Annotated in this window: 24 protein-coding genes; 14 read left to right on the top strand and 10 right to left on the bottom strand. The window is 58.8% G+C overall.

The genetic code is table 11. The features are described 5' to 3' along the window. Window positions 1-6: 6 nt before the first annotated feature. Complete coding sequence (locus AB4P97_RS14105) at window positions 7-1,470, top strand: glyceraldehyde-3-phosphate dehydrogenase (RefSeq protein WP_042560158.1); 1,464 nt, start codon at window positions 7-9, stop codon at window positions 1,468-1,470. A 185-nt stretch (window positions 1,471-1,655) separates the two neighbouring features. Here AB4P97_RS14105 and AB4P97_RS14100 read toward each other — a convergent pair whose 3' ends face one another. Continuing rightward, window positions 1,656-2,954, bottom strand: a complete 1,299-nt coding sequence (locus AB4P97_RS14100; protein WP_395602888.1) for an MFS transporter — start codon at window positions 2,952-2,954, stop codon at window positions 1,656-1,658. Between the two features lie 74 nt (window positions 2,955-3,028). On the opposite strand from AB4P97_RS14100, the gene AB4P97_RS14095 reads away from it, so the two are divergent. Beyond that, window positions 3,029-4,075 (top strand): FAD:protein FMN transferase, encoded by a 1,047-nt coding sequence (locus AB4P97_RS14095; RefSeq protein ID WP_395602887.1) that lies wholly within the window; start codon window positions 3,029-3,031, stop codon window positions 4,073-4,075. 201 nt (window positions 4,076-4,276) lie between these two features. Next, entirely contained in the window at window positions 4,277-5,671 is a 1,395-nt protein-coding gene (sthA, locus tag AB4P97_RS14090) for a Si-specific NAD(P)(+) transhydrogenase (RefSeq protein ID WP_042560156.1), read from the top strand. A 42-nt stretch (window positions 5,672-5,713) separates the two neighbouring features. Here the strand turns inward: sthA and AB4P97_RS14085 are convergent, their stop codons facing one another. Together AB4P97_RS14085 and AB4P97_RS14080 are read right to left on the bottom strand one after the other, a co-directional pair. Further along, the gene (locus tag AB4P97_RS14085; protein ID WP_042560155.1) at window positions 5,714-6,436 is read right to left on the bottom strand and encodes a glycerophosphodiester phosphodiesterase; all 723 of its coding nucleotides are present in this window, start codon (window positions 6,434-6,436) and stop codon (window positions 5,714-5,716) included. 14 nt (window positions 6,437-6,450) lie between these two features. Next, a complete protein-coding gene (locus AB4P97_RS14080) occupies window positions 6,451-7,032 on the bottom strand; it encodes a PilZ domain-containing protein (RefSeq protein WP_047302229.1) in 582 nt (193 codons plus the stop codon). 94 nt (window positions 7,033-7,126) lie between these two features. Between AB4P97_RS14080 and AB4P97_RS14075 the strand changes: the two genes are divergently transcribed. The 3 genes from AB4P97_RS14075 to AB4P97_RS14065 all read left to right on the top strand — a co-directional run bounded on the left by AB4P97_RS14075 (window position 7,127) and on the right by AB4P97_RS14065 (window position 10,376). After that, window positions 7,127-8,377: a lipoprotein-releasing ABC transporter permease subunit gene (locus tag AB4P97_RS14075; protein ID WP_042560153.1), complete on the top strand. Its 1,251-nt coding sequence runs from the start codon at window positions 7,127-7,129 to the stop codon at window positions 8,375-8,377. Window positions 8,378-8,384: 7 nt separating this feature from the next. Beyond that, window positions 8,385-9,068, top strand: a complete 684-nt coding sequence (gene lolD, locus AB4P97_RS14070) for a lipoprotein-releasing ABC transporter ATP-binding protein LolD (protein WP_164488114.1) — start codon at window positions 8,385-8,387, stop codon at window positions 9,066-9,068. A gap of 63 nt (window positions 9,069-9,131) precedes the next feature. Further along, window positions 9,132-10,376, top strand: a complete 1,245-nt coding sequence (locus AB4P97_RS14065) for a lipoprotein-releasing ABC transporter permease subunit (RefSeq protein ID WP_042560151.1) — start codon at window positions 9,132-9,134, stop codon at window positions 10,374-10,376. A gap of 99 nt (window positions 10,377-10,475) precedes the next feature. On the opposite strand, the gene AB4P97_RS14060 is transcribed toward AB4P97_RS14065, so the two are convergent. Together AB4P97_RS14060 and AB4P97_RS14055 are read right to left on the bottom strand one after the other, a co-directional pair. Further along, complete coding sequence (locus AB4P97_RS14060; protein ID WP_395602886.1) at window positions 10,476-11,825, bottom strand: heavy metal sensor histidine kinase; 1,350 nt, start codon at window positions 11,823-11,825, stop codon at window positions 10,476-10,478. Then, complete coding sequence (locus AB4P97_RS14055) at window positions 11,825-12,505, bottom strand: heavy metal response regulator transcription factor (RefSeq protein WP_200616762.1); 681 nt, start codon at window positions 12,503-12,505, stop codon at window positions 11,825-11,827. The genes AB4P97_RS14060 and AB4P97_RS14055 overlap by 1 nt, the downstream gene beginning before the upstream one ends. 174 nt (window positions 12,506-12,679) lie before the next feature. On the opposite strand from AB4P97_RS14055, the gene AB4P97_RS14050 reads away from it, so the two are divergent. Both AB4P97_RS14050 and queF read left to right on the top strand, forming a co-directional pair. Then, window positions 12,680-13,213, top strand: coding sequence for a plastocyanin/azurin family copper-binding protein (locus tag AB4P97_RS14050; RefSeq protein ID WP_395602885.1), 534 nt, complete (start codon window positions 12,680-12,682; stop codon window positions 13,211-13,213). 61 nt (window positions 13,214-13,274) lie between these two features. Continuing rightward, a complete protein-coding gene (gene queF / locus AB4P97_RS14045; RefSeq protein WP_042560146.1) occupies window positions 13,275-14,105 on the top strand; it encodes an NADPH-dependent 7-cyano-7-deazaguanine reductase QueF in 831 nt (276 codons plus the stop codon). Between the two features lie 187 nt (window positions 14,106-14,292). On the opposite strand, the gene AB4P97_RS14040 is transcribed toward queF, so the two are convergent. Continuing rightward, window positions 14,293-14,556, bottom strand: coding sequence for a DUF4404 family protein (locus AB4P97_RS14040; protein WP_042560145.1), 264 nt, complete (start codon window positions 14,554-14,556; stop codon window positions 14,293-14,295). Between the two features lie 109 nt (window positions 14,557-14,665). Beyond that, window positions 14,666-15,286 carry an HAD family phosphatase gene (locus tag AB4P97_RS14035; protein ID WP_395602884.1) on the bottom strand — a complete coding sequence of 207 codons (621 nt, stop codon included), beginning with the start codon at window positions 15,284-15,286 and terminating at the stop codon, window positions 14,666-14,668. Window positions 15,287-15,484: 198 nt separating this feature from the next. Here AB4P97_RS14035 and AB4P97_RS14030 point away from each other — a divergent pair, with 198 nt between their 5' ends. Then, on the top strand, window positions 15,485-16,174 hold the full coding sequence (locus tag AB4P97_RS14030; protein WP_042560143.1) for a VacJ family lipoprotein: 690 nt from the start codon (window positions 15,485-15,487) through the stop codon (window positions 16,172-16,174). Window positions 16,175-16,227: 53 nt separating this feature from the next. Here AB4P97_RS14030 and AB4P97_RS14025 read toward each other — a convergent pair whose 3' ends face one another. Further along, window positions 16,228-16,527 (bottom strand): PilZ domain-containing protein, encoded by a 300-nt coding sequence (locus AB4P97_RS14025; protein WP_042560142.1) that lies wholly within the window; start codon window positions 16,525-16,527, stop codon window positions 16,228-16,230. A gap of 274 nt (window positions 16,528-16,801) precedes the next feature. Between AB4P97_RS14025 and rssB the strand changes: the two genes are divergently transcribed. Next, a complete protein-coding gene (rssB, locus tag AB4P97_RS14020) occupies window positions 16,802-17,983 on the top strand; it encodes a two-component system response regulator RssB (RefSeq protein ID WP_047302218.1) in 1,182 nt (393 codons plus the stop codon). After that, window positions 17,983-18,465 carry an anti-sigma factor antagonist RssC gene (rssC, locus tag AB4P97_RS14015; RefSeq protein WP_042560140.1) on the top strand — a complete coding sequence of 161 codons (483 nt, stop codon included), beginning with the start codon at window positions 17,983-17,985 and terminating at the stop codon, window positions 18,463-18,465. The genes rssB and rssC overlap by 1 nt, the downstream gene beginning before the upstream one ends. Before the next feature lie 216 nt (window positions 18,466-18,681). Here the strand turns inward: rssC and tal are convergent, their stop codons facing one another. Together tal and AB4P97_RS14005 are read right to left on the bottom strand one after the other, a co-directional pair. Continuing rightward, window positions 18,682-19,608 (bottom strand): transaldolase, encoded by a 927-nt coding sequence (tal, locus tag AB4P97_RS14010; RefSeq protein ID WP_200616759.1) that lies wholly within the window; start codon window positions 19,606-19,608, stop codon window positions 18,682-18,684. Window positions 19,609-19,810: 202 nt separating this feature from the next. Continuing rightward, window positions 19,811-20,773 (bottom strand): cellulase family glycosylhydrolase, encoded by a 963-nt coding sequence (locus AB4P97_RS14005; protein WP_395602883.1) that lies wholly within the window; start codon window positions 20,771-20,773, stop codon window positions 19,811-19,813. 291 nt (window positions 20,774-21,064) lie between these two features. Here AB4P97_RS14005 and AB4P97_RS14000 point away from each other — a divergent pair, with 291 nt between their 5' ends. From AB4P97_RS14000 to AB4P97_RS13990, 3 genes are read left to right on the top strand one after another with little or no spacing between them, the layout of a single operon-like run. Beyond that, complete coding sequence (locus AB4P97_RS14000; protein WP_042560138.1) at window positions 21,065-21,505, top strand: low molecular weight protein-tyrosine-phosphatase; 441 nt, start codon at window positions 21,065-21,067, stop codon at window positions 21,503-21,505. Between the two features lie 39 nt (window positions 21,506-21,544). Further along, window positions 21,545-23,773 carry a polysaccharide biosynthesis tyrosine autokinase gene (locus tag AB4P97_RS13995; protein ID WP_395598352.1) on the top strand — a complete coding sequence of 743 codons (2,229 nt, stop codon included), beginning with the start codon at window positions 21,545-21,547 and terminating at the stop codon, window positions 23,771-23,773. 36 nt (window positions 23,774-23,809) lie between these two features. After that, window positions 23,810-24,892: a glycosyltransferase gene (locus AB4P97_RS13990; protein ID WP_395602882.1), complete on the top strand. Its 1,083-nt coding sequence runs from the start codon at window positions 23,810-23,812 to the stop codon at window positions 24,890-24,892. Window positions 24,893-24,899 lie beyond the last annotated feature (7 nt).

The following is a 24,899-nucleotide window of genomic DNA, read 5'->3' as shown; positions in this document are numbered from 1 at the left end:
CCCTACATGTGGAAGGTTACCGTGACTCAGAAGCCCGACCAGTGTCTTGGTGAATGGATCGACCGTGAAGCACTCGCAGAAGCGATGATCCCGCTTATCGGTCAGCTCTACCGCAATAACAACGTGGTGAGCTCGATCTATGGCCGCAGCCTGATCAACCAGTCTGTCATCGCGATTCTCAAAGCTCACCGCTTTGCGCGCCACCGTTCTTCCGACGACAGCGAACTCTCCGTCCACGAAACATTCCCCCTGCTCAAAGCCATGAGCGAGCTCAAGCTCGGCGCGGCTTCGGTAGACCTGGGCAAGTTGGCGTTCAAATTCCGCAACGAAGGCAACGGCCGCAGCGCCGAGCAGTTCGTTCGTGAAGAAATGGCTGATGTGGTTGGCCAGCAAAACGCCTCGGCCCGCAAAGGCACTGACGTTGTGCTGTACGGCTTCGGTCGAATCGGCCGTCTGCTGGCGCGCATCCTGATCGAAAAAACCGGTGGTGGCGACGGTCTGCGTCTGCGTGCCATCGTCGTGCGTAAAGGCGCCGACAACGACCTGACCAAACGCGCCAGCCTGCTGCGTCGCGATTCGGTCCATGGTTCGTTCAACGGCACCATCACCATCGACGAAGAAAACAACACCATCACCGCCAACGGTAACCTGATCCAGGTGATCTACGCGAAGAACCCGACTGAAGTGGATTACACCCAGTACGGCATCAAAGACGCACTGCTGGTGGACAACACCGGTGTATGGCGTGACGCTGATGGCCTGGGTCAACACCTGGCGTGCCCGGGTATCGACCGCGTTGTTCTGACCGCGCCTGGCAAAGGCAAGCTGAAGAACATCGTTCACGGCATCAACCACGGTGAAATTACCGCTGACGACAAGATCGTGTCTGCCGCTTCCTGCACCACCAACGCCATTGTGCCGGTGCTCAAAGCTGTTAATGACAAGTTCGGCATCATCAACGGTCACGTCGAAACCGTTCACTCGTACACCAACGACCAGAACCTGATCGACAACTTCCACAAGGGCGATCGCCGTGGCCGTAGCGCCGCGCTGAACATGGTTATCACCGAGACCGGTGCTGCCACCGCTGCTGCCAAGGCCCTGCCTGAGCTGGCCGGCAAGCTGACCGGTAACGCGATCCGTGTTCCAACGCCGAACGTGTCGATGGCCATTCTCAACCTCAACCTTGAGAAAGCCGCCACCCGTGAAGAGATGAACGAGTACCTGCGCTACATGGCGCTGCACTCCGATCTGCATAAGCAAATCGACTTCGTCAACTCGCAGGAAGTGGTTTCGACCGACTTCGTTGGCTCGCGCCACGCCGGTGTGGTCGACGCTGAAGCGACCATCACTCAGGATAACCGCGTTGTTCTGTACGTCTGGTACGACAACGAGTTCGGTTACAGCTGCCAGGTGGTTCGCGTGATGGAAGACATGGCCGGTGTAAACCCGCCTGCGTTCCCGCGCTAAGCCTTGGCTGCACATGAAAACGCCCCGACTTAGGTCGGGGCGTTTTTTTATGCCTTGTAAATCTCTGTTGCCTGAACCGGCCGCATCGCTGGCAAGCCAGCTCCCACAGGTTTCTTGAGAGCTTGCACAATCGCTTTCACACCCGAAACTCTTGTGGGGGCTGGCCTGCCAGCGATGGCGTCCTGTCAGGCGCGACCAACCACAGCCGCTTGCGCAGTTCGCAGTTCATGCCTGTTGCCACGAAACAGCGCCAGCGTCGCAATCAACCCAAGCACAGCCGCGCCCGTGAGCCAGATCCCCGGCGCAGCCTTGTTACCCAGCACATGAATCAGATAAGTGCACGCTGCCGGTGTAAAACCACCAAATGTCGCCGTTGCCAGGCTGTAGGCCAACGAGAACCCGGTCGTACGAACTTCCACCGGCATGATCTCCGTGAGCGCCACCACCATCGCGCCGTTATAAGAGCCGTACAGGAACGACAGCCACAGCTCGACGATCAGCAGATGGCTGAAACTCGGGTTCGCCACCAGCCACGACAGTGCCGGATAAGCCGTCAGAATCGCCAGAATTGTCGCCGCCAGCAGTAGGGGTTTACGTCCGACCTTGTCGGACACCGCACCCATCACCGGCAACCAGAAGAAGTTCGACAGACCAATGCAGACCGTCACCAGCAAGGCGTCCAGGTCCGACAGATGCAGTTCGGATTTGCCGAAAGTCGGGGTGTAGGCGGTGATCAGGTAGAACGACACTGTGGTCATCACAACCAGCGCCATGCCGGCGATGACAATGCCAAAGTTCTGGCCGATCGAACGGACGATTTCGCGCAGGGTAGGGCGATGTTTACGCGCCTGGAATTCCGGGGTTTCTTCCAGCGAACGACGGATGACGAATATCACCGGTACGATCATGCAGCCAATCAGAAACGGCACGCGCCAGCCCCATTCGCCCATTTCCTCCGGGCTTAGCCAGTGATTGAGACCGACACCGAGCAGGCCGGCGAATACCACGGCCGCCTGTTGGCTGGCGGACTGCCAACTGACGAAGAAGCCCTTGCGGCCGGGGGTGGAGATTTCCGCCAGATACACAGACACGCCGCCCAGTTCCACGCCGGCCGAGAAGCCTTGCAGCAGGCGTCCGAACAGCACCAGCAACGGTGCTGCCACGCCAAGCGTTGCATAGCCGGGGACGCAGGCGATCAGCACGGTGCCGGCGGCCATCATTGCCAAGGTAATGATCAGGCCTTTGCGCCGGCCATGACGGTCGATGTAAGCGCCGAGGAAAATCGCCCCCAATGGACGCATCAGGAAGCCGGCGCCGAACGTGGCCAGCGACAGCATCAGGGATGCAAAGGCGCTGTCGGCGGGGAAGAAAGTTTTCGCGATGGCCGTGGCGTAGAAGCCGTAGACCATGAAGTCGAACATTTCGAGGAAATTGCCGCTGACAACGCGAAAAATCGCTTTGCCGTTGCCCGTGGTCGAGGACATTTGCAGATTCTCACTATTGAATTTGTATGAAGGCGTTGCATCCGTTTCGGAGCGAGCGCGCTCTGTAGTCCATAATGGCCGCCGCGGTTTTGCAGGGAGATGAAGATTTGTTAACTGGACGGTGCAGAGGGCTTGTGGTCCTGGCCGCTGTTTTGTCGGGCTGCGGCAACGGCGACAGCCTGGAAAACTTTGGCGGCGCGACCATGGGCAGCACGTATTCGATCAAGTACGTGCGTCATGCAGGTCAGGTGGATGCTGCGCGCGTGCGCAGCGAAGTGGAGGGCATCCTCGCCGAAATCGAGCGGCAAATGTCCACGTATCGCAGTGACTCTGATATCGAGCGCTTCAACGCATTGCCCGCCAATACTTGTCAGAGAATGCCCGCGCCTGTCCTCGAGTTGGTCCGCGTAGGCGAGCAGCTGTCAAAGCAAAGCGAAGGTTCCTACGACCTGACCGTGGAGCCGCTGCTGAATCTGTGGGGTTTCGGCCCGCAAGGTCGCGAAGAAAAGGTCCCGAGCGCCGCTGCGTTGGCGGAGGTGTTGCAGAGGGTCGGTCACAAGCATTTGCGCATTGATGGCGAGCAGTTGTGCAAGGACGCCGCCGTCGAAGTCGACTTCAACAGTATCGCCGCCGGTTACGCCGTTGACACGATTGCCGCCAGGCTCGACGCCATGGGCATCCACGATTACCTCGCCGAGGCCACTGGCGAGCTCAAGGCCAAGGGCAAAAAACCTGACGGTTCGCCATGGCGCATTGCGTTGGAAGCGCCTCGCGACGATCAGCAGGTCGCCGAGCGCATCATCAACGTCGACGGCTACGGCGTTTCCACCTCGGGTGACTACCGCAACTATTTCCTGCAGGACGGTCGGCGTTATTCCCACACCTTCGATGCCCGCAGTGGCGCGCCCGTCCTACACGATCTGGCGTCGGTCACGGTAATTCATCCTTCAGCACTGATGGCCGATGGACTATCGACGCTGTTGCTGATTCTCGGGCCTGAAAGGGCGTGGGCCTATGCCGAAAAACATGACATTGGTGCATTCTTTGTCATTCGTGCCGATACAGGTTTTGTCATACGCACCAGCAAGGCTTTCGATCGGCTCTCGGGCGCAAAGAATTGACTGGGAACAATACGAAAGCTGGCGTTGTAGTGCAGGCAAAAGTAGCCTACGACGCGACCAAGGGTTAATGTGCGCGGCGTTGACGCTTCTATAGACTGTGTCCGGGTTCTTTACTGACCCCCAATTGTTCCTTCACGCCGCCGTTCGGCGTGATTTAGCCGCCGGTGCTGCTGGCACCGCGGCCTGTTCTGAGGAGTACGCATGGCTGTCTACAACTACGACGTGGTGGTGCTGGGTTCCGGCCCGGCGGGAGAAGGCGCGGCAATGAACGCCGCCAAAGCAGGGCGCAAGGTCGCGATGGTCGACAGCCGTCGCCAGGTCGGCGGCAACTGCACCCACCTCGGCACCATCCCGTCCAAGGCACTGCGTCACTCGGTGCGGCAGATCATGCAGTTCAACACCAATCCTATGTTCCGGGCCATCGGCGAGCCGCGCTGGTTCTCCTTCCCGGACGTGTTGAAAAGCGCCGAGAAAGTCATTTCCAAACAAGTCGCCTCGCGCACTGGCTACTACGCCCGTAACCGTGTCGACGTGTTTTTCGGCACCGGCAGCTTTGCCGACGAGCAAACCATCGAAGTGGTCTGCGCCAATGGCGTGGTCGAAAAACTGGTAGCCAAGCACATCATCATCGCCACCGGTTCGCGCCCGTATCGCCCGGCGGACATCGATTTTCATCACCCGCGTATCTACGATAGCGACACCATCCTCAGCCTCGGCCACACCCCGCGCAAACTGATCGTTTACGGCGCCGGCGTGATCGGCTGCGAATACGCGTCGATCTTCAGTGGTCTGGGCGTGCTGGTAGAGCTGGTGGACAACCGCGGTCAGTTGCTGAGCTTCCTCGACTCGGAAATCTCCCAGGCGTTGAGCTACCACTTCAGCAACAACAACATCACCGTGCGCCACAACGAAGATTACGATCGCGTTGAAGGCGTCGACAACGGCGTGATCCTGCACCTGAAGTCCGGCAAGAAGATCAAGGCCGACGCCTTGCTCTGGTGCAACGGGCGTACCGGCAACACCGATCAGTTGGGTCTGGAAAACATCGGCGTCAAGGTCAACAGCCGTGGCCAGATCGAAGTCGACGAGGCTTATCGCACCTGCGTGCCGAACATCTACGGCGCGGGCGACGTGATCGGCTGGCCGAGCCTGGCCAGCGCTGCTCACGACCAAGGCCGTTCGGCCGCTGGCAGCATCGTGGATAACGCTAGCTGGCGCTTCGTCAATGACGTGCCGACCGGCATCTACACCATTCCGGAGATCAGCTCGATCGGCAAGAACGAGCAGGAACTGACCCAGGCCAAAGTGCCGTACGAAGTTGGCAAGGCGTTCTTCAAGAGCATGGCGCGGGCCCAGATTGCCGGCGAGCCGCAAGGCATGCTGAAGATCCTGTTCCACCGTGAAACCCTGGAAGTGCTGGGCGTTCACTGCTTCGGTTATCAGGCGTCGGAGATCGTTCACATCGGTCAGGCGATCATGAACCAGCCGGGCGAGCTGAACACGCTGAAGTACTTCGTCAACACCACGTTCAACTACCCGACCATGGCTGAAGCCTATCGGGTAGCGGCGTACGACGGCCTCAACCGGCTTTTTTGACGGGCTCCGGCCGGTGGCCTGAGCCGGCCGGGGAGACCGATTTCAGCAATTCTCGAGCGTGGCAGTGGCCAAACCGGGAAAGTCTGTAATCAGGCTGTCAACGCCGAAGTCGGCGAGTCTGCGCATCAGCGCAGGCTCGTTGACGGTCCACACCGACACATGCAGGCCCTGACGCTGCGCTTTTTGCAGGCGCTCAGGCGTACACAGCGTCCAGTTCAAAGCCAGAATCTCGCAGCCGTAGCTTTGCGCGACCTTCAACGGGTCGAGCCAGGCGTACTCGGCGACCAGACCGCGCGACACATCCGGCACCAGATCCAGTGCAGCCTTCAACACTTCCCGCGAGCTCGAGGTGATGGTCACCTTGTCGAGCAAGCCGTGGCGTTGCGCCATTTCTCGAATCGCCAACACGGTGGTGGCAGCGCGGGTGCGTGAAGCGCTTTTGACTTCAAGCTGCCAGTGCTCGAAATCGCACTTCTCGAACAACTCTTCCAGCGTCGGAATCGGGCACGGCTTGATCCAGCCAGGGCCGCCCTTACGCGCATCAAATGTCACCAGATCGGCGGCAGTCTGCTCGACGACCTTGCCGCGACGGTCGGTGGTGCGCTTGAGCGTCGGGTCGTGGATGACCATCAGCTCGCCGTCTTTTGACAGGTGCAGATCCAGTTCGCAGCGGCGCACGCCGTGCTTGAGACATTCCTGAAAACTGGTCAGGGTGTTTTCCGGTGCTTCGCCCTTGGCGCCGCGGTGGCCGTAGATGAGGGTCACGGTTCTTCCTTAATTTAAATGCCTGATTCGTTCTGTTCGCGGGCCAGACGCCGTTCCTGAGCCTGCTTCTGCAAGATATAGCGGGCAAGTAGCTGGCGCTGGGCATCGGTCAGGTGTTCGAACTCGGTCCCGACGTCATAACCCTCACCCTTGCGCTCGCAATGGGTGACACGGGCGCGCAGCAACAGGCCGAGCGCCTGGGGCATCAGCACCAGTTTGATCGACAGGTGTGCACCGGCTGCGATGGGCGTCGGGTGCTGGAAGTCGATCCCGCCCTCGGAGATGATCACCGGTTGCGGCTCGCCGATGTGGCCGAGCACGGTGAGGGCGACCACCTGGCTGAGCAGGTCGATGCGTTTGTTCTGGGATTTCAGGAACGCGGCGATGGCCCGATCGCGCTCGCTGATCTGGCGCAACAGGTGCTGCGACTCGAATTCGCTCAGGTGCAGCTCGCTGAGCAGGTTGAATAGAGGGGAAGCATCCTGCAACACTTCCTGGCCTGCGGCTTCGGGAGCGGACAGGGGCCGAATTTCCAGTGCGATCGTGTCCTCGATACGGTAGTATTCGCGGCGATCTTCTTCATCTAATGTCGACATGGCGAACCCATGGTAGCGGCGGTGGTCTGAGTGTAAAGCTGGTTATCGACCCCCGCCACAAGGACGTTCCTTTTCCCTCCGAACAAGCCCCGACATGTTCAGACCTCTCTTCGTATTTATCGGCACGCGTTATACCCGTGCAAAACGTCGCAATCATTTTGTGTCATTCATTTCCCTGACTTCGATGATCGGGCTCGCCCTTGGCGTGGTCGTGATGATCGTGGTGCTCTCGGTGATGAATGGCTTCGATCATGAGATGCGCACCCGCGTGCTGGGCATGGTGCCCCACGCGACCATTGAATCCACTGATCCGATCAACGATTGGCAAAGCCTGGCCACCAAGGTCAAGCAGAACCCGCAGGTGGCGGCCGTCGCGCCGTTCACCCAGATGCAGGGCCTGCTGACCAATAACGGCCAGGTCTCCAAGGTGTTGCTCAACGCCATCGACCCTGCGCTCGAGCGCAATGTGTCGATCATCGACAACTTCATGAAGCAGGGCAAACTCGACGACCTGACGCCGGGCAGCTTCGGCATCGTCATCGGCGACAAGGCCGCGACCAAGCTCGGCGTGGGGCTCGGTGACAAGGTCACCTTCGTCGCTCCGGAGGTCAGCGTGACCCCGGCCGGGATGTTCCCGCGCATGAAGCGCTTCACCGTGGTCGGCATTTTCCATGTCGGCGCCGGCGAGCTCGACGGTTATCTGGGCGTCACCAACCTGCAGGATCTGGCGAAAATGCATCGCTGGAAGCCTGATCAGGTGCAGGGCCTGCGTCTGAAGTTCGACGACCTGTTTCAGGCACCGCGTGCGGCATGGAACATAGCCCAGCAACTTGGCGATGACCGTTTCTACGCCCGTGACTGGACCCGCACCCACGGCAATCTGTATCAGGCGATCCGCATGGAAAAAGCCATGATCGGTCTGCTGTTGCTGCTGATCGTTGCGGTGGCGGCGTTCAACATCATTTCCACGCTGGTGATGGTGGTGAACGACAAGAAGGGCGACATCGCCATTCTGCGCACCCTCGGCGCTACACCGGGGACGATCATGCGCACGTTCATGGTGCAAGGCACGGTCATTGGTGTGGTCGGCACAGCCATTGGCGCGGTGCTCGGGATTCTCGCCGCGCTCAACGTCAGCGCTGCGATCTCGGCCCTCGAAGGGCTGCTCGGGCACAAGTTCCTTAATGCTGACGTGTATTTCATTGATTATCTTCCGTCGCAGGTGCAGAGCCAGGATGTGATCATGGTCTGCGCCGCTGCGTTGGTTTTGAGTTTCCTCGCCACCCTGTATCCCGCCTGGCGTGCCGCGCGCACCCAGCCGGCGGAGGCGTTACGTTATGAGTGAGTCGGGCATGAGTGAAAAAGCAATCTTGAGCTGCCGCAACCTGGGCAAATCCTACGAGGAAGGTCCGGAGTCGGTAGAAGTGCTCGCCGGTCTGCAACTGGAGTTGAACCCGGGCGAGCGTGTGGCGATTGTCGGCACCTCGGGCTCGGGCAAAAGTACTTTGCTCAACCTGCTGGGCGGCCTCGACACGCCGACCCAGGGCAGTGTCTGGCTCGATGGTGAAGAATTGTCGGCGCTGAGCGAGAAGAAGCGCGGTCTGCTGCGTAACCGTTCGCTGGGCTTCGTCTACCAGTTCCACCACTTGCTGCCGGAATTCACCGCGCTGGAAAACGTCTGCATGCCGCTGCTGATCGGCAAGACATCGATCCCGGAAGCGCGTCAGCGCGCCACCGCGCTGCTGGAGCGAGTGGGGCTGGGCCATCGCCTGGAACACAAACCCTCCGAGCTGTCCGGCGGTGAACGCCAGCGTGTAGCGATTGCCCGCGCACTGGTGAATAAGCCGGGGCTGGTAATGCTCGATGAGCCGACCGGCAACCTCGACTCCCACACCGCCCAGGGCATTCAGGATTTGATGCTGGAACTCAGCACCTCGATGCGCACGGCGTTCCTGGTGGTGACCCACGACATGAACCTGGCTCGCCAGATGGATCGCGTCCTGCACCTGCAAAACGGTTGCCTGACGCCCATCTGATGAGTTGAAACCCGGCGTCTGAAAAGGCGTCGGGTCTTTTATTTTTATACGGTGCCCCAGCGAATGTTCAGACCGTTATCGATCTTTATCGGCACGCGCTATACCCGCGCCAAGCGCCGCAATCGCTTTGTTTCGTTCATTTCGATGACCTCGATGATCGGCCTCGCCCTCGGCGTGCTGGCGATGATCGTGGTGTTGTCGGTGATGAACGGCTTCCAGCGCGAAATGAGCTCGCGCATCCTCGGCATGGTGCCGCACGCAACCATCGTTGGTGTCAAACCGATTGACGATTGGCAGCCGGTAGCCGCCGCGGCCATGAAAAATCCCGAAGTGACTGCCGCCGTGCCGTTCACCGAAATGGAAGGCATGCTCTCCTACAAGGGTTTGATGCAGCCGATCCAGATCAGCGGCGTCGATCCGGCGCAGGAAGGCAAGGTGTCGATCGTCGCCCAGCACATTGTGCAGGGCCGTCTCGACGCGCTGAAACCAGGTGAGTTCGGTGTGGTCATTGGTGAAATCACCGCTCGCCGTTTCCGCCTGAATGTCGGCGACAAGATCACCCTGATCGTGCCGGAAGTCAGCACCGCGCCAGGCGGGATTACCCCGCGAATGCAGCGGCTCAACGTGGTCGGCGTGTTCAAGGTGGGGGCCGAGCTGGACGGTTCGATGGGGCTGATTCACGTAGCCGATGCCGCGACCATGCAGCGCTGGGAGCCGAACCAGGTGCAGAGCGTGCGTCTGGCAGTCAAAGACTTGTACGCCGCGCCGAAAGTGTCTTCAGACATCGCCGCCGGTCTTGGCGCCGAGTTCAAGGCGGACGACTGGACCCACACTCAGGGCAGTCTGTTCAGTGCGATGAAGATGGAAAAAACCATGATCGGCCTGTTGCTGCTGATGATTGTCGCGGTGGCGGCGTTCAACATCATCGCCACATTGATCATGGTGGTGAACGACAAGGGCGCGGACATTGCGATCCTGCGCACCATCGGCGCCACGCCCCGGCAGATCATGGCGATCTTCATGGTGCAGGGCACGGTGATCGGCATTGTCGGCACGCTGATTGGTGGTGTGCTGGGCGTGATCGCGGCGCTGAATGTCAGTGAACTGGTCGGCTGGTTCGAGCGAGTGAGCGGGCAGCACATCTTCAGCTCCGATGTGTATTTCGTCAGCAATCTGCCGTCTGAGTTGCAGGGTGGTGATGTGTTGCTGATCTGCTCCGCCGGGTTTGTCTTGAGCTTCCTCGCGACGCTGTATCCGGCGTGGCGGGCGGCGAAGATCGAGCCGGCTCACGCCCTGAGATATTCGTAAGCACTGACGCGAAATACTGTAGGAGCTGCGGCACGCTGCGATCTTTTGATCTTGATCTTTAAGATCAAAAGATCGCAGCGTGCCGCAGCTCCTACAGTTTCAATCTTCTTTGGGCAACTCAATCACAAACCGCGTCCAGCCCCGATCCGATTCGCAATGAATCTGCCCACCATGGGCCCGAACGATCGATTGAGTAATCGCCAATCCCAATCCCGCATGTTCGCTGCTACCTTCCTGTCGCGCCGGATCGGCCCGATAGAAACGGTCAAACAATCGCGGTAACAGCTGCGCTGAAATCTCACCGCCGGTGTTCTCGACCGATACACGCACAGCATTCGGCAGATCCTGGATCGCCAAGCGGACCTCCCCCGAGGCGGGCGTAAATCGCAGCGCGTTATCCAGCAGATTCGACAACGCTCGGCGCAACATGCTGCGGTCACCTTCGATTCGCGCAGTGCCTTCACGGCTCAACGTCACTGCGGCGTCCTCAGCCAACGGCGCAAAAAACTCCAACAGCGCATCCGCCTCATCCGCCAACGTTAGTGGTTCACGCTTGGGTATCAGCAAACCGTGATCAGCCTTGGCCAGATACAACATGTCATTGACCAGTTGCGCCATCCATTGCAGTTCTTCAAGGTTGCTGTGCAGCGCTTCGCGGTAATCCTCGATCGGCCGCGGGCGGGTGAGGGTGACCTGGGTGTGGGTCAGCAGGTTCGACAGTGGCGTGCGCAGCTCATGGGCGATGTCGGCCGAAAATGCCGAGAGCCGCTGAAACGAGTCGTCGAGGCGTGCGAGCATGGCGTTGAAGCTGTGGGCCATTTCCGCAAGCTCTGGAGGCATTTGCGCTTCCGACAGTCGGGCATTGAGCGATTGCGCCGAAATCCCACGCGCCACCGCACTCATGCGCCGCAATGGGCGCAAGCCGCTGCGCGCGGCCCAGGCACCGAGCAACGCGGTAGCCAGCGCCGAAAGCCCGACGGTCAGCCAGATCAGATGCTGCATGCGTTGCAGAAAGTGCTGGTGATGGGTGATGTCCAGCAACAGCGTCAATTTTGGCGAGTCGGGTTTATCCGGGTAGAGCGGGGCATTCAGCACGCGGTACTCGGTGTCGTTATTGCTCACGGTCGACAGGCCGGATTGTTGCGGCAAGACATCTGGCACCTTGATCGAGCTGTCATACCAGCGTTGCCCGTCACCGCCAGTGATGCGTAACGACAGATCGGCTTGTCGGCTCAGTTCGTCCGCCAGCCGTGCCTCAGCCTCACTGGCCTGAACATCCTGCAAGGCGCGGCGCAGGCCGATCAGTTTGCCGTCGAGCAATTGCTGGTCGAGCTCAATGAAATGCGCCTCACTGGCACGGTTGAACAGCACCCCGGCGAACAGTGAAACCACAGCGGTGCAGGCAGCAAACAACAAGGCCAGGCGTGAACTCAACGACAACCGGCGCATCAGGCTGGGCGCTCTTCAAGCACATAACCCATGCCGCGCACGGTGTGGATCAGCTTGTTGGGGAATTCGTCGTCGACCTTCAGGCGCAGGCGCCGGATCGCCACTTCGATGACGTTGGTGTCGCTGTCGAAATTCATGTCCCAGACCTGCGAGGCGATCAGCGATTTGGGCAGCACTTCCCCCTGACGGCGCAGAAGCATTTCCAGCAGGGCGAATTCCTTGGCGGTCAGGTCGATGCGCTGGCCCTGGCGTTCGACTCGGCGACGGATCAGGTCCAGACGCAGGTCGGCCAATTGCAGACTGGTTTCCTGCGGTGTGGCACTGCCCCGACGCAACAGGCTACGCACCCTGGCCAGCAGTTCGGAGAAGGCGAACGGTTTGACCAGGTAATCGTCGGCGCCGAGCTCCAGCCCGTGAACCCTGTCCTCCACCGCGTCTTTTGCTGTCAGAAAAAGCACCGGCGTATCCAGGCCTGCATTACGGACTGTTTGCAGAATCTGCCAGCCATTGCGCCCGGGCAGCATCACGTCGAGGATCAGCAATGCGTAATCACCGCTCAAGGCCAGTTGCTGGCCGCTGTCGCCGTCGGCCACCAGCTCGGTGTTGAAGCCGGCCTCGGTCAGGCCCTGACGCAGGTATTGGCCGGTTTTCGCTTGGTCTTCGACGATCAACAGTTTCATGGGCGACTCGGGTTGATTCAATGTGATTCGGGGTGTAGCAACGAAAGCTTTATACCGCGAGAGCAGGCAGCAACCGTCAACCTGACAAAGTTGTAATCTGCCTGTCAGGTAGATGCCAGCGCCGGCCAGCTAGAGTTTCCCACAGGCTGAACCTTATCTTGTTGGAGTACGACCATGTTTTCGCGCAAATCCCTGATGTTGACCGCTTGTTTGTTGGTATTGAGCGCGTCAGTGTCGGCCGGAGCAGGGCACACCTACGAATTCGGTCAACCGGCCACGGCAAGCAAAGCCACGCGAAGTATTGAAGTGGTGATGGGTGATATGTCGTTCGAGCCAAAGGCTATCAAGGTCGAGGCCGGTGAGACCGTTCGCTTTGTGCTGGTGAATAAAGGCCAGTTACTGCATGAATTCAACCTCGGTGACGCGGCGATGCATGCCAGTCATCAGAAGGAAATGTTGCAGATGCAGCAGAGCGGCATGCTCACGCCTACCACCATGAAGGAAATGTCCCACGACATGGCGGGCATGGATCACGCTGCGATGGGCCATGGCATGAAGCATGACGATCCGAACAGTGTGTTGGTCGAACCGGGTAAAACCGCTGAGTTGACCTGGACCTTCAGCAAGGCTACGGGTCTGGAGTTTGCCTGCAACATCCCCGGCCATTATCAGGCCGGTATGGTCGGCAAACTGACTGTCAGTCAGTAAGCACTCAAAGGTGCGGGCAAAGACTGGTAGAATCCGCTGATTCTTCAGTCAGGTTTCCGCCATGCATCCCGCAGCCGAACACTCGCCGCTGGGCAAATCCAGCGAATACATCGCCACCTACACACCGTCCTTGCTGTTCCCCATTCCGCGCACCGCGAAATGGGCGGAGCTGGGCCTGACCGCCGAAACCCTGCCGTATAAAGGCGTGGATTTCTGGAACTGCTTCGAACTGTCGTGGCTACTGCCGTCGGGCAAACCGGTGGTGGCCATCGGCGAATTCAGCATTCCGGCGGATTCGCCGAATATCATCGAATCCAAGTCCTTCAAGCTGTATTTGAACTCGCTGAACCAGACGCCCTTTGCCGATAGCGCCACGCTGGAAGCGACGTTGGTCAAGGATCTGTCGGCAGCAGCCGGCAAACCGGTCGGCGTGCGGGTTCGCAGCCTGAAAGAAGTCGAAGCCGAAGGCGTTGTAGCGTTGCCGGGTGTGTGCATTGATGACCTGGAAATCAGCGTCAGCAACTATGAGCACCCGCGTCCGGAACTGCTGCGTTGCGATGATTCGCGCGTCGTCGAGGAGAGCGTGCACAGCCACCTGCTCAAGTCCAATTGCCCGGTGACCAGTCAGCCGGACTGGGGCAGTGTAGTGGTGGAATATCGCGGCGCGGCGCTGGATCACGCCAGTCTGCTGGAATACATCGTCAGCTTCCGTCAGCACTCGGACTTCCATGAGCAATGTGTGGAGCGGATTTTCCTGGATCTGCAGCGTTTGTTGAAACCAGAAAAACTGACGGTATTTGCACGTTACGTGCGTCGCGGTGGGCTGGATATCAACCCGTATCGCAGCACCGAAAGCGCACAACTGCCGAACCACCGGCTCGTGCGTCAATAAGTTCCCGGGATGTGGCACATCCAATGTGGGAGCGAGCCTGCTCGCGAATGCGGTGTGTCATTCAAGGATGATGTCGATTGACACGACGCCTTCGCGAGCAGGCTCGCTCTCTCAGGCGCTTTGTTTCAAGTCCGGAAATGAAAAAGCCCTGCCAGTGATGGCAGGGCTTTTTGCGTTTCGGAGGGAATTAGATCCCCATGCTGCCCAGTGTATTGATGATGTTGCGCAGGGTACCGGCAATGGCTGGGTGTTCGACCTCAAAACGTTCGACAGCCAGGTTCACGCCATCAGCGAGGCTGGCATCCTGGGTCTTGGTTTCGAGTTCAAGCTCCAGCTGAATCTGCTGCATCAGCGTACGCAGATCTTCCCGTTCGGCTTCAGTCAGCGGCGGATTCTGATCCAGCTGCTCGCGCAGGGTATCGAGCTGTTTTTGAAGTTCTTGAGCGGGCATGGTGTTTTCCTTTTTATCGAGAGGCACTGGCATTGACCGCAGCCACGCGCCAAAGGTCTATTGCTGACCTTTAGATTAATCCACTCTAGAGCACCCTGCATGATCCCGATCAGGGCTTTTCGCCTTTGAGGCGGCGCAGGCTGATGTCCGCCAGGCAGGTTTCCAGCTCGCCCAAATGATCAATCACCGAGTGCACGCCGAGGCCGAACAGCTGCATCGTCGCTTTGCCGCGCAACTGCTCCCGTTCCTTTTGGCTCAAGGCTTGCCATTCGCCCGGCGCCAGACCGCAGAGTGAACCGCAGGATGCCAGGCCGATTGTCCATAAGCCGGCATTGAGACCCGATTGCAGCAGTCGAGGCTCGCCGCTGACCAGTACGCAACCGTCCAGGCTGCCAACGTTCAAGTCCATCAGCGCTTGCCAGCAGGCGTTGGGAGCGGGCCAAGGATTGATTGTTGCCGAATGTTGCGCAGGCTTGATCCACGCCGGTAAGGCAGCCGATAGCGGTCCCGCAATGGCTGCGGGCAGGTCGTCGATCCACGCGCAAGGAATGTGCTGGCGCTGCAGGCTCTGCAGACTTTCGAGCGCGCCCGGTGTGGTCTCGGCATGTTCGGGCAGGGCGGCACTGTGTTGTCGGGCGCGGGCACCGAAATCCACCAGGCAACCACTGAGTCCGAACAGTATGGCGTTCAGGCCGGGCGCGGCGACGGGCAAGGTTTCGGCGTGTGACATGGCAACGTCCCTGAAATATCCATGAGGCTAGAACGTCTCGATGACAGTTGCATGACGGCGGTGTGAATGGAGGGCTCGAGAAACGTCCTGCAAGTCACTGCATTCCCGGACTGCTCAAAAGGACTTTTGCGCTTATACTAGCGGCCTTACCGCCCAGGTCGAGATGCCTGTGCCAGTACAATTCCAAGGAGTTTCTCTATGCGCTTGAGCCCTTCGCTCGCTCAGCTTTGTGTATATGCCGGCCTGGTGCTGGCGCCGTTCGCCACTCAAGCGGCAACGGAAGAAGACCCTTGGGAAAGCGTCAACCGTCCGATCTTCCAGTTCAACGACTTCGTCGACACCTACGCGCTTAAGCCTTTGGCGCAGGGCTATGAGTTCGTGACGCCGCAATTTGTCGAAGACGGCATCCACAACATGTTCCGCAACGTCGGTGACGTCACCAACCTGGCGAACAACATTCTGCAGGCCAAACCCGCTGCGGCTGGCGTCGACACCGCACGCCTGATCTTCAACACCACATTCGGCCTGCTCGGCTTCTTCGACGTCGGCACCCACATGGGCCTGACCCGCAGCGACGAAGACTTCGGTCAGACCCTCGGTTACTGGGGCGTGGGCAGCGGCCCGTACGTGATGCTGCCGCTGATGGGGCCGAGCACCCTGCGTGACGCGCCGTCCAAGTATGTCGACGGCTTCACCGGCATGTACCGCTACATCAACGATGTGCCCGTGCGTAACTCGATATTCGGCCTGAACATCGTCGACACCCGCGCCAGCCTGCTGTCCAGCGAGAAGCTGATCAGCGGCGACAAGTACACCTTCATTCGTAACGCCTACTTGCAAAACCGCGAGTTCAAGGTGAAGGACGGCCAGGTCGAAGACGATTTTTGATCTCGACCGGTGAAAAAAGAAGGCGACCCTCGGGTCGCCTTTTTTGTGTGCGCTTATTTCATCTTCAGGATGCTCAGGCCAAGCTTTTGGCTGTCGCCCTCCTGAGCCTTGACCCAAACCACTTCGGTCTCGGCTTCAAGACCGCTGAGTGCCGAGTGCTCGGAGTCAATGCTCACGTACAAACGATCACCCACCTTGAAGCTGCGCGGTGCTTCAACCTGCATGCCGCTGCTGGAGAGGTCGATGCACACGGCCGAGACCTGATCCCCTTCATGAATCAACACGACATCGGCATCGACACGCATGCGGATGAAATCGCGCTTTTCGCTGTAGTCCCGACCGGTTTGACTCATGGTTCTGACCTTCCATTGGGTTACGGTTTGAGCAGTTCTTATAACTCTCGGTGATTTGACAAGTAAAGTCGTCAAGCGACCATCGGCGCATGCTTGAAACGCCCAGCGGATGGGAGTACCGTCTGCGCCTTAGAAGGGCACCTCTGGTGCAACCGTGTACGCAGCTAACGCGCGAAAGCGGTGCAGCAGAGAGGCTAGAAAGCGAATCCAGTAGTCTGCGCAGGGCCGTTGCCCCGCCAACTACGCCAACCTAATTCTGGCGCCGTTTGCCCACATGCCAAAAACCAGTGCCACGCTGCTGATAATCGATGATGACGAAGTAGTGCGCGCGAGCCTCGCGGCCTATTTGGAAGACAGTGGTTTCAGCGTCCTGCAGGCCAGCAACGGCCAACAGGGTCTTCAGGTATTCGAGCAAGACAAGCCCGACTTGGTCATCTGCGATCTGCGCATGCCGCAGATGGGCGGTCTCGAACTCATCCGTCAGGTCACCGAGCTGTCACCGCAAACGCCGGTGATCGTGGTTTCGGGTGCCGGCGTGATGAATGACGCGGTCGAGGCGCTGCGCCTGGGCGCGGCGGATTACCTGATCAAGCCTCTCGAAGATCTGGCTGTGCTCGAGCACTCTGTGCGCCGGGCCCTGGATCGTGCGCGCCTGCTGCTGGAAAACCAGCGCTACCGCGAGAAGCTCGAAAAGGCCAACCGCGAGCTCGAAGCCAGCCTGAACCTGCTCCAGGAAGACCAGAACGCCGGTCGCCAGGTGCAGATGAACATGCTGCCGGAAAGCCCGTGGAGCATCGACGAGTTCAAGTTTGCCCACCAGATCATCCCGTCGTTGTACCTGTCGGGTGATTTTGTCGACTATTTCCGTGTCGACGAGCGCCGGGTTGCGTTTTATCTGGCGGACGTATCGGGTCATGGCGCCTCTTCAGCCTTCGTCACCGTGCTGCTGAAGTTCATGACCACGCGCTTGCTGTTCGAATCCAAGCGCAACGGCACTTTGCCTGAATTCAAGCCTTCGGAAGTCCTTGGTCATATCAACCGGGGGCTGATCAGTTGTAAGCTGGGTAAACACGTCACAATGGTCGGTGGAGTCATCGACGAGGAGACCGGTTTGTTGACCTATAGCATCGGCGGCCATCTGCCGTTGCCTGTGTTGTACACGCCTGACAGTGTTCGATATCTCGAAGGGCGCGGTCTGCCGGTGGGCCTCTTCAATGAAGCCACCTACGAAGATCACGTGCTTGAGCTGCCGCCGACGTTCAGCCTGACGCTGATGTCTGACGGCATTCTGGATCTATTGCCAGAACCTACGCTCAAAGAAAAAGAAGCCGCTTTGCCTCAACGGGTGAAGTCGGCGGGCGGCAGCCTGGATGGTCTGCGGCAAGTTTTTGGATTGGCCACGCTGGGGGAGATGCCGGATGATATCGCCCTGTTGGTGTTGAGCAGGAATCTTTAATGAGTACCGGTAGAATCCAGTTCGCCGAGCAGGATGGCACCTTCGTCCTGAAGTTCGTTGGTGAAGTTCGCCTGACCCTGTGTTCGGCGTTGGATGCGACTATTGAGAAAATCTTCACCGCGCTGAATTTCAACGCGATCGTGATTGATTTGACCGAAACCCGCAGCATCGACAGCACGACATTGGGCCTGTTGGCCAAACTGTCGATCCTGTCGCGGCAGAAGGTTGGTTTGCTGCCGACCGTGGTCACCACCCACGATGACATCACCCGTCTGCTGCAATCGATGGGCTTCGAGCAGGTGTTCAACATCGTCAATCATCCCGTGCCGTGCCCGGAGTGCCTCGATGACCTGCCGGATCAGGATCAGTCGGAAGAAGTGGTGCGGATCAAGGTGCTGGAAGCGCACAAGATCCTCATGGGCCTGAATGATTCCAATCGTGAAGCGTTTCACGATCTGGTGAATGCGCTCGAACGGCACTGATTACCTGAAGTGATGTTTGCCGGGCTGGCCTCTTCGCGAGCAGGCTCGCTCCCACAGGGTTACGGGGAGACCACAGCATTTCCATACACCCGCATATCCTGTGGGCGCGAGCTCGTTCGCGAAGGCGTCAGCTCAGACGCTACATTTCCAAGTATCTAGCCAATAAAAAAGGGCGAACCCATCAGGGTTCGCCCTTTTTGCATTTGCCGAACTAGATCACAGCTTGGCCTGCAGCAACGCCTCGAGCTTTTCCTGGTCACGGGCGAACTGACGAATGCCTTCAGCCAGTTTCTCGGTGGCCATCGCGTCTTCGTTGGACAACCAGCGGAACTGCGCTTCATTGAGGCTCAGGCGCGCTTCACCCGCGTGCCCTGGCGCCAGTTTGCGCTCCAGCTTGCCAGTGTCGGCCGCCAGTTTGTCGATCAGGTCCGGGCTGATGGTCAGGCGGTCGCAGCCGGCCAGTTGCTCGATCTGGTTGAGGTTGCGGAAGCTCGCACCCATGACCACGGTCTTGTAGTCATTGGCCTTGTAGTAGTTGTAGATGCGCGTTACGGACTGCACACCGGGATCGTCGGCGCCGGTGTAGTCGTTGCCGTTGGCCTTCTTGTACCAGTCGTAGATCCGGCCTACGAACGGCGAGATCAGGAACACACCGGCATCGGCGCAAGCTGCCGCTTGGGCGAAGGAGAACAGCAAGGTCAGGTTGGTCTGAATGCCTTCCTTCTCCAGTACTTCGGCGGCACGGATGCCTTCCCAGGTCGAAGCAATCTTGATCAGCACGCGGTCACGGCCAATGCCGGCCTTGTCGTAAAGCTCGATCAGGCGATGCGCGCGTTTCAGCACGGCGTCCTTGTCGAACGACAGGCGCGCGTCCACTTCGGTGGAGATACGGCCCGGGATTACTTTGAGGATTTCCTGACCCACCGCAACGCCGAAACGGTCGCTGGCCAGGCCAACATCGCCCTTGCAGTCGCTGACGCAAGCATTCAGCAGTTCGGCATAACCAGGAATAGCCGAAGCTTTAAGCAGCAGGGAAGGGTTGGTGGTGGCGTCGACCGGTTTGACTCGGGAGATCGCTTCGAGGTCGCCGGTGTCGGCCACAACGGTGGTGAATTGTTTAAGTTGTTCCAGCTTGGAAGTCATGGGTGTGCTCTGTCCTGTGGGTCTGACGACATTACCCGAGCGCTGACAGCCACTCAAGGGCGCGTGCGTGGATCGATGGCCCCTGAGGCAACAACCTGAAAACGATTGTTTGAAAGGCGGGGCGCGGTATCGATGAATACGACGTCAAAACCCCTGACAGGTTCAAAGCAACTGACCTGCGTACAGATCAGTCGCACTGGGGCTACTGCATGTTCAGCTGAGTGGCGGCGGCCATTTTCGCCGGTTTCGGTTGCCCGTCTGTGGTCAGCAGGCCGAAGTTCTTCTCGCGTTCGTTACTGCCCGATGCGCTGTTGCGCCATTCGTAGATCGATGTCAGCACAATGTTGAGCTTTTTCACATCGGCGATAAACGCGCTGACCTTGCTGGCCTGCCCGTCGATGCCGCCATTGGAGCTGAGCGCCGATACGCCCCATTCACTGATGACCCCGGGCAGATGAAAGTTTTGCTGGATAAACGACTGTGCGTTGCTGATTTGCGTGGCCGACATGCCGTACGGGTGATAGGAAATCGCGTCGAGGCATTTCGGGTACTCACTGACGATCCTGTTAAGCGCCACCGTTGACGCAGAGCCTGCGGTCGGTGCCCGGGCAAAACCGAAGCCGACCACTGGCGTGGTTTGCGCTGTGTCCTGCAACGACTTGCACACGGCGCTCATGAACGGCACGAACGTCGTAGCGAAATTGCGCGTTGGCCAGTAGGTTTCAAGGTCGGGCTCGTTCCAGATCTCGATCGCCACCAACTGTGAACTGTAGGTTTTCTCCAGGCCTGTCAGTGCGGTGGCGAACGATTCGCCAGCCTTTGTCAGTTCACCGACGTTGTCGGGTGTCGGGGTCAACGGCTTGATCGCGCGCACGGTCAGCAACACCGGCAGGCCAGCGGATTGCGCGGCTGCAAAGGCATCGCTGACCTGCTTCTGATAAGCCTTGGCGGTGAGACTGTCGCTCCATACGCCGAAGCGCACAAAACTGAAGCCTGAGGCTTTGATATGGGCAGCATCCTCGGCGGAGAAGTTCTGGATCTTGACCTGGATTCCGATGGTCTTGGCGGGGAGGTTGGGAAACAGTTCACTGGCATGAACTTGAGTTGCGGCACTGAGCGCCAACACCAGCGAGGCACTGAGGCGTTTGAGATGGGCTGATTGCATGTCTGCTCTCCAATGAGAATGACAACGGCGAATAGTTCTCTGGGCGTCTGTTGTTTGAAACTAACAATCGCGCGAAGTGCGCGAATGTTATTTTTTGTCGGAAATCATTCGCGTGAAAATCACAGTTATTTTTAGTCCGCTAATTCTGGTTGGGGAGCTTTTAAGCGCTGTGGTACTTAGTGTTCCGGTACTAACAGGGTGAATCTATTTTCTGAGTGCAGGAAGATCTAGTGGGTTCATTAAAGTTCGCTCTAGATGTTGGCAGTTTGATATTACACAGGAAAGTAAACCTTGTTCAAAAAGATCCTTGTCGTCTGCGTTGGCAATATATGCCGAAGTCCTACCGCAGAACTGTTGCTGCGTAACGCGCTGGCCCCCGGAGCAATCTCGGTGACCTCCGCCGGCCTCGCGGCACGTGTCGGAGAAGGCGTTGAAGCTTCGGCGCGGCAGGTTCTGGAAGACCACGGGCATAGCGCCGAAGGCTTCAGGGCGCGGCAACTGACCTCAGACATCGTCAATGAATCAGATCTAATTCTGGTCATGGAAAAACAACACGTTAACCAAGTATTGAATATTGCCTCCCATGCGCGGGGCAAAGTTTTTCTGCTCGGCAAATGGCAGAGCGAACGAGAGATACAAGATCCATACCGTCAAGGCAAGGCCGCTTTTATTCATGCCCATGCATTGATTGAAGATGCTGTCAGCGCATGGGCACAACGTCTTGTACGTTGATCAATATTCTTCAGATCAGTGAATGGTAAGAACAGACTTATGCAGTTACCGTCAGTAATCGCCAACCGTGACAACGATCAAGACAGTATTGATCTACTCGGCATATTCGGCAGTTTGATAGACCAGAAATGGTTGATCGGCGCACTCACCGGTGCCTTTATGGCTGCCGGCGTTGCCTATGCGGTGTTGGCCACGCCTGTGTACCTGGCGAACGCGCTGGTGCAGGTCGAACCGAAAAAGAACGACATGCTCGGTTTTTCCGACCTCAACAGCATGCTCGGTGGGCAATCGCCGTCGGTGACCGAAATTGGCATCATCAAGTCGCGCGCGGTGATCGGCAAAACCGTCGATGACCTGCGGTTGGATATCGATGTCACGCCTAATACCTTTCCGCTGATTGGCGGTTTTCTCGCTCGCCGTTATCGCGGCGAAACCGAGTTCAGCGTCGCGCCGCCAAAGTTCGGCATGAACAGCTATGCGTGGGGTGGCGAGCGTGTCGAGATCGCCCGGCTGGACCTGCCAAAAGAACTGCTGGGCAAAAAGCTCACGCTGATTGCCGGTGAACAACATCACTTCAAGCTGTTCGATGAAAACGACAACGTGCTGGTAGACGGTGTTGTCGGTGAAGCCTTCGCACAAGATGACGTAAAGGGGCTGATCGCCCAGCTGTCGGCCAATCCTGGCACGCAGTTCCAGGTGGTGCGCAATCCACGGATCGTGACCATCCAGAGCTATCAGGATGCGCTGGATATTTCCGAGCAGGGCAAAGAGTCGGGCATCATCCGCCTCGCGCTGGCCAGCGCCGACGCGCCTGAGGCGGTGAAGATCCTCAACAAGATCGCGGCGCTGTACGTCGAGCAGAATGTGCGCCGCACGTCTGCCGAAGCGGCGCAGAGCCTGGCTTTCCTGCAGAGCCAGCTACCGCAGGTCAAACGTGATCTGGCCAAGGCCAGTGATGCGCTCAACGCCTACCAGACCCACGGCAAGACCGTGAACATCTCCCTGGAAACCCAGTCGGTACTCGGTCAGTCCGTGGCGCTCGAAACGCGGATTTCCGAGCTGAAAATGCAGCAGGCGGAGATGGATCGCAAGTTCACCAAACAGCATCCGGCCTATCGCGCGTTGATGAGCCAGATCGGCGAATTGACGCAACAGCAGAGGTCGCTTGAAGGCAAGGTTCAGGATTTGCCGGCCACGCAACAGGAGCTGTTGAACCTGACCCGCGATGTTGAAGTGGCCTCGCAGATCTACACGCAATTGCTGAACAAATCCCAGGAACTGGACATCGTCCGTGCCGGCGCAGTCGGCAACGTGCGCTTGATCGACACGGCGGATGTCGACCTGACCAGCCCGGTCAAACCGAAAAAAGCCCTGATCGTGCTTATCGCAACCTTCCTCGGCGCCTTTGTCGGCGTCGCCCTGGTGTTGCTGCGCAAATCCCTCAGTCGTGGCCTGGAAGGGCCGGAGGCGATCGAGCAACTTGGCTTGCCGGTGTACGCGTCGATTCCTTATAGCGCGCTGCAACAGGAAGAGGACGGCAAAAAGGGTCGCGCCCGCGATGGCGTGGACAAACCGGCGTACCTGTTGGCGTTGCGCAACCCGACGGATCTGTCCATCGAGTCTATCCGCAGCCTGCGTACCTGCCTGCACTTCGCCGGACTGGACTCGACCAACAACCGCATCATGATTTCCGGGCCGAGTCCGCAGGTCGGCAAGACGTTCGTCTCTTCCAACCTTGCCGCCGTCATGGCGCAAAGCGGTCAGCGTGTGGTGCTGATCGACGCCGACATGCGCAAAGGGCATCTGCACAAAACCCTCAATGTACCGATCGCCAATGGTTTGTCGGATCTGCTGGTCAAGCGCTGCAGCCTCGAGCAGTCGATCAAAAAAATCGAAGGCGCCGACTTGCATTTCATCAGTCGCGGGCAGGTGCCGCCCAATCCTTCCGAGCTGTTGATGCACGCCAATTTCCGCGAGCTGCTGGCAGAGCTCAGCGAGCTGTACGACGTGGTGATCATCGATACGCCGCCGCTGCTGGCGGTGACCGATGCGGCCATTGTTGGCCGTGAGGCGGGCATCAGCCTGATCGTCACGCGCTTCGGGGTGAACCCGGCCAAGGAAATCGAATTGACCATTCGCCGCTTCGCCCAGAACGGCATCGAGTTGAAAGGAGCGGTGTTCAATGGCGTCGAGAAGCGCGCGGCCAGTTACTACGGCAACGGCGGCTACGGCTATTACAACTACGAATACGCCTCCGACAAATCCTGATTTGCCGCGATTTTTCTAAATTTGGAGTGGGTGGTTGTGAAAAAAATACTGCACGTGGCTGAGACGATAAAAGGTGGCGTTGCGACGGTCATTCGCACGATTTCGACGTCGCCCGAAGACGATGCTGCCAATTACGAGCTGGTTTATCTGGTCCCGCAGGATCAGGAAAAAGAGCTGCACGGCATTGCTGCGCAGCAGATCCGCACCTTCGCCCGAACCGGGCGCAACGTGCCGTCGCTGCTGCGTTTCGCCTGGCGCCTGGCGCAGGTGATGATCAAGGAAAAACCCGATGTGGTGCATCTGCACAGCACCTTTTCCGGGGTGATCGGCCGTTGCGTTTGCGTGCTGTTGCGACCTTGGCGCAAGCCGAAAATCGTCTACTGCCCGCATGCGTTTTCGTTTCTGATGGAAAGCTCGCCGATAAAGCAGAAAGTTTATGCGTGGATCGAGCGTGTCTTGCAGAAGGTCACCGACGTGATCATCTGCGTCAGCCAGTACGAACTCGATAAAGCCGCGAGTTTCGGCATCGAGCGCAAGCGCATGCGCCTGATCTACAACGGCATTCATCGCCGGGACGAGGCGGCAAAAATCGCCAACCCCGAGCCGATTCATCTGTTGTTTGTCGGCCGCCTCGACTACCAGAAAGGTTTTGACGTGTTGCTCAAGGCCTACGCCAAGGTGCAGCGCAACGATCTGAAACTGACGGTGGTCGGCAGTGCGGTCAACGAGGACGTGGTCGAGTGCCCGCCCATGGATGGCGTTGAATACCTGCCGTGGGTCACACCGAGTGAAGTGCACGCGCTGTATCAACAAGCCGATGCGTTGATCGTCCCGAGTCGCTGGGAAGGTTTTGCCATGGTGCCGCTGGAAGGCATGGCCATGGGGCTGCCGGTGATCGCCAGTGACTGCACGTCGCTGCCCGAGCTGGTCAGCGACGAGGTGTCCGGTTACGTCTTCCCGACCGGTGATCACCAGGCGCTGGCGGACGTGCTGGCGAAAATCCAGAAGCCGCGGTTGCTCGACCTCGGCAACGAGGGCCGCAGCATTGTCCGCGAGCGTTTCAGCGCCGCGTTGATGATCCGCCAGACCTACGACCTGTATCGCGCTCCCACTTATTAAGTAGAAC

The organism is Pseudomonas sp. A1230, from assembly GCF_044218825.1.
GTDB classification, from domain to species: Bacteria; Pseudomonadota; Gammaproteobacteria; order Pseudomonadales; family Pseudomonadaceae; genus Aquipseudomonas; species Aquipseudomonas iridis.
Note: the sequence above shows the minus strand (reverse complement) of the source record. Positions and strands in the feature narration are given on the sequence as shown.

Excerpts from the sequence above, each read along its gene's own strand:
- AB4P97_RS14105 (WP_042560158.1), top strand. The coding sequence starts at position 7 with ATGTGGAAGGTTACCGTGACTCAGAAGCCCGACCAGTGTCTTGGTGAA.
- AB4P97_RS14100 (WP_395602888.1), bottom strand. The coding sequence starts at position 2,954 with ATGTCCTCGACCACGGGCAACGGCAAAGCGATTTTTCGCGTTGTCAGC.
- AB4P97_RS14095 (WP_395602887.1), top strand. The coding sequence starts at position 3,029 with ATGGCCGCCGCGGTTTTGCAGGGAGATGAAGATTTGTTAACTGGACGG.
- sthA (WP_042560156.1), top strand. The coding sequence starts at position 4,277 with ATGGCTGTCTACAACTACGACGTGGTGGTGCTGGGTTCCGGCCCGGCG.
- AB4P97_RS14080 (WP_047302229.1), bottom strand. The coding sequence starts at position 7,032 with ATGTCGACATTAGATGAAGAAGATCGCCGCGAATACTACCGTATCGAG.
- AB4P97_RS14075 (WP_042560153.1), top strand. The coding sequence starts at position 7,127 with ATGTTCAGACCTCTCTTCGTATTTATCGGCACGCGTTATACCCGTGCA.
- lolD (WP_164488114.1), top strand. The coding sequence starts at position 8,385 with ATGAGTGAAAAAGCAATCTTGAGCTGCCGCAACCTGGGCAAATCCTAC.
- AB4P97_RS14065 (WP_042560151.1), top strand. The coding sequence starts at position 9,132 with ATGTTCAGACCGTTATCGATCTTTATCGGCACGCGCTATACCCGCGCC.
- AB4P97_RS14060 (WP_395602886.1), bottom strand. The coding sequence starts at position 11,825 with ATGCGCCGGTTGTCGTTGAGTTCACGCCTGGCCTTGTTGTTTGCTGCC.
- AB4P97_RS14055 (WP_200616762.1), bottom strand. The coding sequence starts at position 12,505 with ATGAAACTGTTGATCGTCGAAGACCAAGCGAAAACCGGCCAATACCTG.
- AB4P97_RS14050 (WP_395602885.1), top strand. The coding sequence starts at position 12,680 with ATGTTTTCGCGCAAATCCCTGATGTTGACCGCTTGTTTGTTGGTATTG.
- queF (WP_042560146.1), top strand. The coding sequence starts at position 13,275 with ATGCATCCCGCAGCCGAACACTCGCCGCTGGGCAAATCCAGCGAATAC.
- AB4P97_RS14040 (WP_042560145.1), bottom strand. The coding sequence starts at position 14,556 with ATGCCCGCTCAAGAACTTCAAAAACAGCTCGATACCCTGCGCGAGCAG.
- AB4P97_RS14035 (WP_395602884.1), bottom strand. The coding sequence starts at position 15,286 with ATGTCACACGCCGAAACCTTGCCCGTCGCCGCGCCCGGCCTGAACGCC.
- AB4P97_RS14030 (WP_042560143.1), top strand. The coding sequence starts at position 15,485 with ATGCGCTTGAGCCCTTCGCTCGCTCAGCTTTGTGTATATGCCGGCCTG.
- AB4P97_RS14025 (WP_042560142.1), bottom strand. The coding sequence starts at position 16,527 with ATGAGTCAAACCGGTCGGGACTACAGCGAAAAGCGCGATTTCATCCGC.
- rssB (WP_047302218.1), top strand. The coding sequence starts at position 16,802 with ATGCCAAAAACCAGTGCCACGCTGCTGATAATCGATGATGACGAAGTA.
- rssC (WP_042560140.1), top strand. The coding sequence starts at position 17,983 with ATGAGTACCGGTAGAATCCAGTTCGCCGAGCAGGATGGCACCTTCGTC.
- tal (WP_200616759.1), bottom strand. The coding sequence starts at position 19,608 with ATGACTTCCAAGCTGGAACAACTTAAACAATTCACCACCGTTGTGGCC.
- AB4P97_RS14005 (WP_395602883.1), bottom strand. The coding sequence starts at position 20,773 with ATGCAATCAGCCCATCTCAAACGCCTCAGTGCCTCGCTGGTGTTGGCG.
- AB4P97_RS13995 (WP_395598352.1), top strand. The coding sequence starts at position 21,545 with ATGCAGTTACCGTCAGTAATCGCCAACCGTGACAACGATCAAGACAGT.